The sequence below is a fragment of the Synechococcus sp. genome (assembly GCF_982614295.1).
Window position 1 is genome coordinate 31,037 of record NZ_CEXBMR010000011.1, and the last position, 11,882, is coordinate 42,918.

Annotated in this window: 12 protein-coding genes; 4 read left to right on the forward strand and 8 right to left on the reverse strand. The window is 52.5% G+C overall.

What is annotated here, in order from left to right; genetic code table 11:
• Positions 1-38: 38 nt before the first annotated feature.
• Genes ald through AC2JC8_RS03210 form a run of 5 tightly spaced genes read right to left on the reverse strand, consistent with a single transcriptional unit; the run spans position 39 to position 5,832 of the window.
• A complete protein-coding gene (gene ald, locus AC2JC8_RS03190; protein WP_255131763.1) occupies positions 39-1,160 on the reverse strand; it encodes an alanine dehydrogenase in 1,122 nt (373 codons plus the stop codon).
• Positions 1,161-1,218: 58 nt separating this feature from the next.
• Positions 1,219-2,916 (reverse strand): NAD+ synthase, encoded by a 1,698-nt coding sequence (locus AC2JC8_RS03195; protein WP_484399855.1) that lies wholly within the window; start codon positions 2,914-2,916, stop codon positions 1,219-1,221.
• Positions 2,901-3,530, reverse strand: a complete 630-nt coding sequence (locus tag AC2JC8_RS03200) for a nicotinate-nucleotide adenylyltransferase (protein ID WP_484399853.1) — start codon at positions 3,528-3,530, stop codon at positions 2,901-2,903. Before AC2JC8_RS03200 ends, AC2JC8_RS03195 begins: the two co-directional genes overlap by 16 nt.
• Positions 3,527-4,813, reverse strand: coding sequence for a GTP-binding protein (locus AC2JC8_RS03205; protein WP_484594188.1), 1,287 nt, complete (start codon positions 4,811-4,813; stop codon positions 3,527-3,529). The genes AC2JC8_RS03200 and AC2JC8_RS03205 overlap by 4 nt, the downstream gene beginning before the upstream one ends.
• Entirely contained in the window at positions 4,810-5,832 is a 1,023-nt protein-coding gene (locus tag AC2JC8_RS03210; protein ID WP_484594189.1) for a CNNM domain-containing protein, read from the reverse strand. Before AC2JC8_RS03210 ends, AC2JC8_RS03205 begins: the two co-directional genes overlap by 4 nt.
• A gap of 70 nt (positions 5,833-5,902) precedes the next feature.
• Between AC2JC8_RS03210 and AC2JC8_RS03215 the strand changes: the two genes are divergently transcribed.
• Positions 5,903-7,219, forward strand: coding sequence for an aminopeptidase P N-terminal domain-containing protein (locus tag AC2JC8_RS03215; protein WP_484399850.1), 1,317 nt, complete (start codon positions 5,903-5,905; stop codon positions 7,217-7,219).
• Here the strand turns inward: AC2JC8_RS03215 and AC2JC8_RS03220 are convergent.
• Positions 7,185-7,994, reverse strand: coding sequence for a TIGR01548 family HAD-type hydrolase (locus tag AC2JC8_RS03220; RefSeq protein WP_484399887.1), 810 nt, complete (start codon positions 7,992-7,994; stop codon positions 7,185-7,187). The genes AC2JC8_RS03215 and AC2JC8_RS03220 overlap by 35 nt on opposite strands.
• Positions 7,995-8,170: 176 nt before the next feature.
• On the opposite strand from AC2JC8_RS03220, the gene AC2JC8_RS03225 reads away from it, so the two are divergent.
• Positions 8,171-8,569, forward strand: coding sequence for a 30S ribosomal protein PSRP-3 (locus AC2JC8_RS03225; protein WP_255131774.1), 399 nt, complete (start codon positions 8,171-8,173; stop codon positions 8,567-8,569).
• A gap of 79 nt (positions 8,570-8,648) precedes the next feature.
• Here the strand turns inward: AC2JC8_RS03225 and atpC are convergent, their stop codons facing one another.
• Positions 8,649-9,050, reverse strand: a complete 402-nt coding sequence (atpC, locus tag AC2JC8_RS03230; RefSeq protein WP_484399848.1) for an ATP synthase F1 subunit epsilon — start codon at positions 9,048-9,050, stop codon at positions 8,649-8,651.
• Between the two features lie 32 nt (positions 9,051-9,082).
• Positions 9,083-10,549, reverse strand: coding sequence for a F0F1 ATP synthase subunit beta (gene atpD / locus AC2JC8_RS03235; protein ID WP_484399847.1), 1,467 nt, complete (start codon positions 10,547-10,549; stop codon positions 9,083-9,085).
• 213 nt (positions 10,550-10,762) lie between these two features.
• Between atpD and groES the strand changes: the two genes are divergently transcribed.
• Together groES and groEL are read left to right on the forward strand one after the other, a co-directional pair.
• Positions 10,763-11,074, forward strand: a complete 312-nt coding sequence (groES, locus tag AC2JC8_RS03240) for a co-chaperone GroES (protein ID WP_106499325.1) — start codon at positions 10,763-10,765, stop codon at positions 11,072-11,074.
• A 51-nt stretch (positions 11,075-11,125) separates the two neighbouring features.
• Positions 11,126-11,882, forward strand: a 757-nt coding sequence (gene groEL, locus AC2JC8_RS03245) for a chaperonin GroEL (RefSeq protein ID WP_484419979.1), incomplete at its 3' end; no start/stop codon positions are given.

An 11,882-nucleotide genomic window follows, 5' to 3' on the forward strand; every position in this document is an offset into this window, starting at 1 on the left:
TTTGCATAGGCCACTTGCTATCGCAAGCAAGCCACTTGCTATCGCAAGCAAGCCATAGGGTGCCTCGGTGTAAGACCGAGAGCTTTTGCAACGCCTGGATGACATACAGAACCTTCGATTGTGTTTAAACCTGATAAAAGTTCCGGTCTTTCTGTTACCGCTTCTGTAAGGCCGCGGCCGGCGATTGTAACTATGTAAGGCAAAGTTACGCTTACTAATGCTTCAGTAGATGTAAAGGGTACTGCCCCTGGCATATTTCCAACTGCGTAATGCTGTACACCAAATTTTTCGATTACCGGATCTGTGTGTGTTGTTTCTTCGCTGGTGGCAATACAACCACCTTGATCGATTGCCACATCCACAATTACCGAACCCGGTTTCATTTGTTGTACTAATTGTTCGTCTACCAAGGTGGGGGCCCTACCACCAGGAGTTAAAACTGCACCGATTAGAAGATCGGCAGTTGGCACCACCCGTTCGATTAGGCCGCGGCTGCTTACCAAGCTCACCAATCTGCCCCGCCGGTCTGCTTCAAGGCTGCGCAGCCTTTGGGGGGAACGATCCAAAAGCAACACCTCTGCATCCATAGCAGCAGCGATTCGGGCCGCATTCCAACCCACGGTGCCGGCCCCTAAAACCACCACCCGAGCAGGTTTTACCCCAGTGCAGCCGCCGAGGAGCACCCCTCTGCCGCCGTGAGGTCTTTCCAGCAGGTAAGCCCCTGCCTGGGTGGCTAGACGCCCGGCAATCTCGCTCATTGGTGCCAGTAAGGGCAAGCTGCCATCTTCGAGTTGCACCGTTTCGTAAGCGATTGAAGTGCAACCACTGCTCAGTAGTGCTTTCCCAACACTGGGATACGCCGCAAGATGTAAGTAGGTGAAAAGTACTAAATCGGGGCGTAGATATTGAAATTCCAGCTCCTGAGGTTCTTTCACCTTCACCACTAGGTGGGCTTCCCATGCCGCTTGGCAATCCACCAGTTGGGCACCCGCTTGGGCAAAGGCTTCATCATTTATCCCGGCACCGGCGCCTGCACCGTGTTCTACACGCACTTCTAAACCCACTGATACCAATTCCCTCACCCCGTCTGGGGTGAGGGCCACCCGTTGTTCATCGCGTTTGATTTCGCGAGGGATGCCTACGCTGCTAATTGAGATCATGAAAAATTAACTCTCTATTCAGCCTGGCTAATTTTCGCCTGAATTGCCAGTGCTGATTTCAGCCCCCTGCAGCTATTGGCATTCGCCAGCCGCTACCAAAAGAGCGACCACTCACTTTCAGCACTGGTGCTGCTTGACGGCGCTTGAATTCAGAGCGGCGCACGAGCTTTTGCACGCGTTTGAGTAGATCTTCATCAAAACCAGCACTAATCAACTCTTCTGTGCTGGCATTGTTTTCCAATAGTTCCCGTAGCATCGGATCCAGCAGAGGGTATTGGGGTAGTGAATCACTATCTTTTTGATCTGGCCGCAATTCAGCGCTGGGTGGTTTTTCCCGAATTTCAGCGCCGATTAATGGCCCTTCTAAAGGGAGCCCATGTAGTTCTCGTTGTTTTTTGCTGGCGGGGCTATCAAGCCAGGCGGCTAACGCAAACACATCGGTTTTAAATAAATCCCCAATTACCGCAAGCCCACCATTCATATCGCCATAAAGGGTGCAATACCCCACCGCAAGTTCGGATTTATTTCCTGTTGCCAAAAGTAGTTGGCCCTCCTGGTTGGCAATAGCCATCAGCAAGGTGCCACGAATACGCGATTGCAGATTTTCAGCGCTTATCCCCTCGGGATTGCCACCAAAAGCTGGGTTAAGGCTTCGGTTGAACTCAGCCATTAAGGGGGCAATTGATATTTGGCTATGCCGGAGCGAAAGCCGCTGGGCCAAGGCTTCGGCATCGCTAAGGGAACCGGCGGAGCTGTAAGGAGAGGGCATCAAAACGCAACGCACTCGATCCGCCCCTAGAGCTGCGGCTGCAAGGCACGCCACCAATGCAGAATCAATCCCACCACTGAGGCCGATTAGGGCAGAGCTAAAGCCACATTTTTTTGCGTAATCGTGCAGGCCAAGCACCAATATTTGCCAAATTTCTTCTTGTTCTGATGTTGATGAATATGTTGCTAAATAATCATCGTTTATTTGCGAAGTTGCTGTTTTGCTATCGCTATCCCAGCACTCCACTTTTGTTTTTGCGCAGGGAAGTTGCAGCAATAAGTTGCCGTTGGCAGCCATCACAAAACTATTGCCATCAAAAATCAACTCATCGTTGCCCCCCACCTGGTTCACATAAACCACTGCACATTGCAACTCACGGGCAGCAGCTGCCGCGAGCATTTGCCGCTGTTGTTGTTTGCCTCGGCCATAGGGGGAAGCGGAGAGGTTAATAAGTAATTCGGGTTTAAAGGGGACAAGTGCAGTAATTGGATTCGGCTGGTTACTGGCTAAGTGTTCGCCCACCCAAAGGTCTTCGCAGAGGGTTAAACCGAGGCGCAATGGCCGCTGGCCAGGGGTTTCCTTCAGATCTATCCAGCAAGGTTGATCGCCAGGTAAGAAGTAACGCTGTTCATCAAAAACGTCGTAGCTCGGCAGTAGCTGTTTACGCGCCACCACTTGCCAAGTGTCTTTTTGAATTAAGGCCATCCCGTTAAAAAGATGCTTGCCTGCTGGTTCCACCACCCCTGCAAGCAAATTAAAACCAGCCGGTAAAGCGCTGGCCAAAAGATCAAGTTGCTTGTGCTGTTGCCGCAATAAGGCAGGCTGCAGCAATAGATCACGAGGGGGGTAACCCCACAGCGCCAGTTCTGGGGCAAGGCCAAGGCTGGCTCCAGAAGCAATGGCCTTAAGGCAATGTTCAACCAATGCAGCGCGATTGCCGGCGAGATCCCCAATCAAGGGATTGCATTGAATCAGGGCAATCCGCACGGAGAGGGGAGGTCGGCAGCTGTGAATCCATAGAGATTCTGCTCTACCAGTTGGGGTAACAGCGGGGCGGGCACCAGTTCTGGGTTGGGATGGCGTCGAATAGTGGAACTGGCGGATTCTGGAATAAGAAGAGCCAAACGGCTGAGCTTGCCCCCAAGCTTTTCAAGTAATTCCAAATCGTTTTTTTGTATAGGCCAGCCGCAACGAGGTACCACTGCTAGTTGGCAGTGGGGTAACCACTGCTCCACTGCATACCAACTAGGTATTTGGGCTAGTAGGTCGCTGCCTACAACCATCACTGTTTGATGTTGGGGAAATTGTTTTTTAACCTCACTAAGGCTGTTGAGGGCCCTACTGCTGCTGAAATCTTGCCGCAGTTGCAATCTGCCCGGCTCGTGCAGAGCTGCTAGCTCATCAACAACAGCACCAAGCAAAGCAGCCCGCACATGAAGCGGGGCTCCATGTTGCTTAAAAGGATTTTCACTAGCCCAGGTGCAAACCAGCGGATATAGCTCCAGTAATCCTTGTAAAACCGCTCGGTGCCCCACGGTGGGTGGATCGGCACTTGTGCCAAAAAGGGCAACACTTGCTGTGCTTGCAGTATTCGCGCTCATGGAAGTGGGCTGGGAAACCAGGGGGCTTGCTGGCTTAACCAACTGTTGGCACTCGGTTCAAGTTGCCGCAGTCGTCGCAATAGGGCTGCTGGTCTACTGGGGCCGCGATGGGCTGCCAACAGCAACTGTTTGGTGGTTTCACGGCCGGTTCTACGGGTTCCGTGCACCGCAAGCGCCACTTGAGCTAAGGCCACCGGAGCTGCAGGGGCAAGGCTGAGGCCAGCGCTGGCAGGGGCCGCCAGCAGCAAAAATTGTTTTAGTCCCCCCAATAAAGCTTGTAATCCCCATTGCACGCCCCCCAGCAAGGCGCTGTTTTGGCCGATGTGTTGCAAAAGTTTCTTGGTTTGCGGGCTGTGGAGTCGCAAGCCATAAAGCTCACAAAGCTGCAGCACCAGGGCGCCATCAGCGGCAGCACTGCCGGCTAGATCAAGCATTGCCAATGGGTTGATTGCTACGCCAGCTGCTTTGAGGGTGGCAAATCGACCAATTAAACCTTGGGCCGCTTTTTGTCTTTGCTGGAGCCTTTGTTCCAGTAAGCGGCGACTAAAAGTTTCAGCGCGATGGAGGCTGTTTACCGTTAAGAGAAGCTGGCCTTGCCTTTGTAGTAACTCCAGTAGTTGAATTTTTAACGGTTCCACTTCTGGTGCCAGAGCTTTACTGCGTACGCGGCCGTCGCTTAACAATTCCGCCCTGCGGGGGGCAGCGGCCACCCAAATGAGTTGCAATTCCTTGCCCGCTCGGCGTTGGATTGAATCCCCTAGTTCGGCCCTTTGTTGGGGGGTCCAGCGGTCTGCGCCATTTGCCACCAAAAACAAGGGTTTACCGCTGCGGCGCAATACCTCTAAAGCCTCTAGCTCAGGGCTGCTCAGGTCTGCGTTGAGCACAAGCAAGATCAAGTCACTACCACTTGCCAACTTGGTTGCTAGCCGTTGGCGCGCGGGGGCTGCAATTTCATCAATGCCCGGGGTATCTACAAGCAGCAGTGGCCCCAAACCAGAAATTTGATGGGGCCAGGGGGCTGTTGCTTGTTTTCTTGTGCAGCCGTGGGCTACATCAGTGCGGAATTTTTCTTCACCTAAAAGAGCGTTTAGCAAGCTGCTTTTGCCTACGCCTACACGGCCAAAAACAGCTAGGCGCAGGGTGCCGTTTTTAAAGCGCTCCAGTTGTGCATCTAATCCACGTAATTCAGGCCCCAACAATGCCTGCTCCCGGCCACTTAGTTGCAGTTGGCCGCGCCAGCGGTTCAACGGGGCAGCAATGCCGGAAAGGCTGTCGCCACTCACTTGGCTGTTACCTCATTACTGCGTGGCCGCCACCAGCCAGCCAGCACAGCCAGTACAGCATCAGCACCAATTAAACCTACAAATGCACCGAATTCATCCACTACCACCCGCACTGAATCGCTAGACCACATCAAGGCGGAGCGGCGGCGAAAGCTGGTGAGAAGGCGGTCTGCTCTGATCATCTCCGGCACGAATTCCACCGGTTTTGAAAGGCTTGCGGCGGTGGCATTGCCTCGGCCTTGTAACAGGGCGGTAAGCAAATCATTGCGGCTTGCAACACCAAGTACTTCATCTACCTCTTCCCCTAAAATCACCCACCAAGGCGATTCTTGGCTGAGCAGAATATCGCGTAGTTCTTCGATGCGGCAATGGCCGTTGAGGCTTGGGGCAGACACCCGAGGCAGCATTAGATCCCTTGCTGTTAGATCGTTTAGTTGAAATACCTTGGCAATCATTGCGGCTTCATCGGCTTCGATTAAACCTTTTTGAGAGCCAAGCCTTGCTAACAAACGAATCTCTTCTTCATCGGTGGTTAGTTCACTTTCAGCGGTGAGGGCTGGCATCACAGTTTCCAGCAACAGGATTAATGGGGTGCCAAGGCGCACCATCAGCGCAACGGCAGGTGCTGTTACTAGCGAAATACCCACTGCCATGCGGGTGCCTAAAGCCTTGGGCAGGATCTCTCCCAACAGGATCACCACAAAGGTGAGTGCGAAAGAAAAGATTGTTAGTGCTTCTCCGCCCAAGTTGTTGTTTTTGAAAACCACTGCGGCGTAGCCGCCGAGCATGAGGCTGCCAAAAATATTAAAAAGATTATTGGCTATTACCAATACGGCTAAAACCCTTGGCAGGCGCCCTTTGAGCCTCTGCAGCAGCAAGGCACCAGGAGCCCCCTTGGCCACCATGTCGTGCACCTTGAGGGGATTTACCGTTAGAAGCGCTGCCTCCACGCCAGAGCAAAGGCCGGAACCTCCCACCACTACCACTACCAATCCAGCAAGAACGAGAAAATCGCTCACAGAAACCCAGAGGGCAGGCCAAGCTGACACACTTATTTAACCGCCTGCCCCAAGGGCTGAGAGATTCACTGTGCCGATTAACTACGCCAAGCGGCGTGAGCAGTTCCTTTCAGCCCTTGGGGGCCTCGCCGCTGTAATACCTGCTGCTCAAGCTCAACGCCATCACGCCGATGTGGAGTTCCCCTTTCGGCAAGACAGTGATTTCTGGTATCTCACTGGATTTGATGAGCCAGGTGCCGTTGCTTTGTTCTTGCCCCATAGGGCTGCAAACCACTTTGTTTTGTTTGTGCCAGCCAAGGATCCCTTGGCAGAGGTGTGGGACGGCTTTCGCTGGGGGGTGGAAGGGGCCGTAACTCATTTTGGTGCCGATCTCGCCCACCCTTTAGAGCAGTTGGATGAGTTGCTTCCTGGTTATTTGGAAGGGGCTGAAGGCTTGAGTTTTCGGGTTGGTCGCCATGGCCCCCTTGAAACTTTGCTGTTGCAGTGTTGGGCCCAGCAACTAGATCGCGCCCCAAGGCGCGGACAGGGGGCAAATCGTCTGGAGGCCCCATGTTCAATCCTGCACAAAATGCGCCTTCGCAAGGAACCAGAGGAATTAATAAGGCTGCGGGAAGCGGCTCGAATCAGCGCTGAAGCCCATGAGTTGGCGCGGGCGGCAGTGCAACCAGGCATGAATGAAATGCAGGTGCGGGCCCTTTTGGAGCAACATTTTGTGGCCAGTGGCGGCCGCGGTTGCGCTTATCCGTCGATTGTGGCTGGAGGTGATAACGCATGCATCCTTCACTACACCGCCAATAACGGGGTCTTGCGTGATGGAGATTTGTTATTGATTGATGCTGGATGCAGCCTGCAGGATCACTACAACGGTGATATCACCCGCACTTTTCCGATTAATGGCTGCTTCAGCCCAGAGCAGCGGGAGCTATACAACTTGGTACTAGCGGCTCAGCTAGCGGCATTGCAGCAGGTGAAGCCTGGTAATAGTGCTGAACATATTCATCAAACCGCTGTGAGAGTTTTGGTGGAAGGGCTGCGCAGCCTTGGTTTGCTACGGGGAGATCTGGATGGCTTGATTGAGCAAGGGGCCTACCGGCACCTTTACATGCATCGCACGGGCCACTGGCTTGGCCTTGATGTGCACGACGTAGGGGCCTACCGGTTAGGGGAACATCCCGTAACGCTTGAGGAGGGCATGGTGCTCACGGTGGAGCCAGGTCTTTATGTGAGCGACCGCTTACCTGTGCCCGATGGCCAACCTCAAATCGAAGCGAGATGGAAAGGTATTGGGATTCGCATCGAAGATGACGTGGCGGTAAGCGCAAGCGGTGGCGAAGTGCTCTCCGCTGCTGCTCTCAAGGCAACTGCTGATATGGAAAAGACTGGCTGAGCTCAAGCATCACCTCAAGGCAACTACTGGATTTAGTGAGCACTTGATCTGCTCCGGCTTTTTTTAATAGGTTTTCGTAGTTGTTGCGAGCTTGTTGATTTACATCTGAATGCAGGTGTGGTGGAGCTACGGCCAAGCTGATCCAGCGTTGTTTTGGAATTGCAGCTCTTGCATTCACCACGGTGCGCACATCAGCAATGGTGTCGCCTAGGTAGGCCACAGGTGGGGCTCCAGGGCCAAGGGGGCAGGGGCCGTGCAATTCCATCAGGGTGCTCGCCAACTTGATTAAACCTTCGGGGTTTGGTTTGTCGGGGGCATCCCCCATCGCTACTAAGGGTGGATTTTGCAAGCCAAGGCGATGCTCGAGCACATAACGGGCGGATTGTGGTTCAGCTCCGCTAACAAACCCCCACATCAGCCCAGCGGCAGTTAATTCTTTAAAAAAAGCAGCATCCAGCAGCAAAGTTTCGCCGCAGATGAAGCCTTGCCATTGAGTTGAGGCAGCATCTGGGTTGGCACCGAAATAAAAATTACTGAAAACAGTTACTAAATCTTGACGGGTTGGTAAAGCCCCCCCCTGGCGGCGTAGTAACTCCAAGCTGGCATCCCAATCATTATTCCAAATTCCTTCGTTTTTAAGAGCATCGATGCAGTGGGGGTCTGGCCGCCATCCGCTGTAGTAGTGAACAGTTTCAGCAAGAGCCTTGCGGTAACTACCGCCCACATCGCGGATCACTCCATCGATGTCGAATAGCAGTAGGGCTGTGGTGGCGATAGGAGCTTGGAGAGTGGCTGGTAAAATAGTTGATTACCTGCAGTGCCAGGTTTGTTGCCTCTCAACTTTTGAGCCTAGAAACCACCACCGTGACAGAATCCGACACCACAAAAGCCAGCTTGGAGGCCACCCCTGAAATAGCTGAAGTAACGGCAGAAGTAACCCCAGAAGAGGTTATTGAAAAGCCCAGTGGCATGAAAAGTGCCAACGCTATTTTGGCTAAGTCCACCATTGATGCTGATGGGGTTCCTTCCGGATACACCCCCAAGGCTGATGAAGGTCGCTTTCTACTAAAGATTCTTTGGTTGCCCGATAACGTTGCGTTGGCGGTTGATCAAATCGTTGGCGGCGGCCCCAGCCCGCTTACGGCTTATTTCTTTTGGCCTCGAGAAGATGCTTGGGAAACACTAAAAGGTGTGGTGGAAGCAAAAAGTTGGATCACTGAAAATGAGCGAGTTGAAATTCTCAATAAAGCCACTGAAGTTATTAACTATTGGCAAGAGGAAGGTAAAGGTAAGGGCTTGGATGAAGCAAAACTGAAATTCCCTGAAGTTACCTTCTGCGGTACCGCCTGATATCTGAAGAACCTATTTAAAAAGCACCTAGAGTTATTTATACTTAAGGTGCTTTTTTTATAAATGAAACAGCAGATTACTATTTAACTGCTTGAACTCTCGCTTTAGCTCTAAGCAGTGCCTGCTGAGCTTTGAACTTTTCAGGGCTATTTGGCTTAGTTTCGAAACCACTAGCAACCTGCTGAGCCGCATCTAACTCCGCTTGAACAGTGCTTGCATCAATGGAACTGGCGGGTTCTGCACCATTAACAAGCACATTCACTTCATTTGCTTCCACCTCAGCAAAGCCACCCATTAGGGCGATGGATGTCCATTTGCTGCCCTCTCTTAGGCGTAAAACACCAACATCAAGGGCTGTTAGCAAGGAAATATGACCAGGCAATACCCCCATTTGACCAGAGGTACTAGGGAGTATTACCTCATCAGCGGAGCCGTCAAATACGCTTTGATCAGGGCAAAGCACACGCAAAGTTAGGGGCATTGAAATTAGGCCTCAGGGGGTGAAAGCGGTAATCAAGCTTTTGCTTGGGCACGAAGCTTTTCGGCCTTAGCGCGCACTTGCTCGATGTTGCCAACGAGGTAGAAGGCTTGCTCGGGAAGATCATCTAGCTCACCAGCCAAGATCATCTGGAAACCCTTGATGGTGTCTGCAAGTTTTACGTACTCTCCGGATTGACCAGTGAATACTTCAGCTACAAAGAAGGGTTGGGAAAGGAATTTTTCAATCTTGCGGGCCCGATCAACTGTGCGACGGTCGTCCTCGGAAAGTTCATCTAGGCCAAGAATGGCGATGATGTCTTGCAGTTCTTTGTAGCGCTGCAGGGTGGACTGCACCGCCCTTGCTGTGCGGTAGTGCTCGTCTCCCACTACAGCGGGCTGGAGCATGGTGCTGGTGGAATCGAGAGGGTCTACGGCTGGATAGATGCCTTTAGAAGCAAGGCCGCGGCTCAACACCGTGGTGGCATCAAGGTGAGCAAAAGTTGTGGCGGGGGCTGGATCGGTGAGGTCGTCTGCTGGTACGTAAACCGCCTGAATCGAGGTAATTGAACCCTCGAGTGTGGAGGTGATGCGCTCCTGAAGTTCGCCTACGTCGGTGCCCAGGGTGGGTTGATAGCCCACAGCAGAAGGCATCCTCCCAAGTAGCGCGCTCACTTCGGAGCCGGCTTGTACAAAGCGGAAAATATTATCAATAAAAAGCAAAACATCTTGCTTGTTTACATCACGGAAATGCTCAGCCATGGTGAGAGCAGAAAGCCCTACCCGCATACGAGCACCTGGAGGCTCGTTCATTTGGCCGTAGCAGAGAGCAACTTTTGATTTACTTAGATCTTCTTCGTTGATAACGCCTGAATCTTTGAATTCTTGATAGAGGTCGTTGCCTTCGCGGGTGCGCTCGCCCACACCACCAAATACTGATACACCGCCATGTTCCTTGGCAATGTTGTTGATTAATTCTTGAATAAGAACTGTTTTTCCAACGCCAGCACCACCAAACAAACCAACCTTGCCACCTTGGCGATATGGAGCAAGTAGATCGATAACCTTGATGCCAGTTTCAAAAACTTTTGGCTTTGTCTCAAGGTCTGTGAGTTTTGGAGCTTGCCTATGAATAGGTGATCTGAGATCAGTGGCAACTGGACCCTGCTCATCAACAGGTTCACCGAGAACATTGAAAATACGACCGAGGGTTGCTTCGCCAACGGGTACAGAGATTGAAGCGCCGGTATCGATAGCTTCCATCCCCCTCACAAGCCCGTCGGTGGTGCTCATCGCAACGGCGCGAACCCTGTGATCACCGAGCAATTGCTGAACTTCAGCAGTGAGAGCAATCGATTGCCCAGCACTGTTGGTACCGGAAATTTTTAAAGCATTAAAGATGCGCGGCAACTTACCGGCTGGGAATTCAACGTCGAGTACAGGTCCAATCACCTGGCGAACAATTCCTTTTGCGCCGGTTGTGGCGGTTGCTGCAGCTGCCATGTTTAGAAGCGTTAGGGCGGAAAGGCTAAGCCTCTCAGGCTGGCAAACATTACCACCGCAGCGGCTAACTAATGAAGTGGTTCGGAGATCCGTCCCATGATCGCAATTGCGACTCGCGCGGTTTCACGGCTAAGTTGGCAATCAAGCGGTGAGAGTGCTAACTGCGCTGCGCATCGCCCAAACCCCACGCCCTGAGAGCAAAAACCAGACGTCATGGCTGCCGTATCCCTCAGCGTTTCCACCGTTAAACCACTCGGTGACCGCATTTTTATCAAAGTTTCCGCTTCAGATGAGAAAACAGCAGGTGGAATCCTGTTACCAGACACCGCTCAAGAAAAGCCTCAAGTTGGCGAAGTAGTGCAAGTGGGTCCTGGTAAGCACAACGACGACGGCACCCGCCAAACCCCCGAAGTGAGCATCGGCGACAAGGTGCTCTATTCGAAGTACGCCGGTACCGACATCAAGCTCGGCGGTGACGAATTTGTGTTGCTCAGCGAGAAGGACATCCTTGCAGTTGTGTCCTAAGGACAAAACCTAGTTTCCTCACCTTGTTTCCCACCCGTAACCACTGAACCCATGGCAAAACGCATTATTTACAACGAGCAAGCACGTCGTGCTCTCGAACGCGGTATCGACATCCTCGCTGAGGCTGTTGCCGTAACCCTCGGTCCTAAAGGCCGCAACGTGGTGCTTGAGAAAAAATTCGGCGCCCCTCAAATCATTAATGACGGCGTAACGATCGCCAAAGAGATCGAACTCGAAGATCACATCGAGAACACCGGCGTGGCTTTGATCCGTCAGGCTGCTTCCAAAACTAATGATGCCGCAGGCGATGGCACCACCACCGCAACGGTGCTGGCTCACGCCATGGTGAAAGCCGGTTTGCGCAACGTTGCCGCTGGTTCAAACGCCATCACCCTTAAGCGTGGCATCGACAAAGCTTCCGAGTTTCTTGTTAAGAAAATCGAAGAGCTAGCCAAGCCCATCACCGATAGCAAAGCAATCGCTCAAGTGGGCTCCATCTCCGCCGGTAACGACGAAGAAGTGGGTCGGATGATTGCCGATGCCATGGATAAAGTTGGCAAAGAGGGCGTTATTTCCCTCGAGGAAGGCAAATCGATGACCACCGAATTGGAGGTTACCGAAGGCATGCGTTTCGATAAGGGTTATATCTCCCCTTATTTCGCCACCGACACCGAGCGCATGGAAGCAGTGCTCGATGAGCCCTACATCCTGCTTACCGATAAGAAAATCGGTTTAGTGCAAGATTTGGTGCCTGTGCTCGAGCAAATCGCCCGCACTGGCAAACCTTTATTGATCATTGCTGAAGACA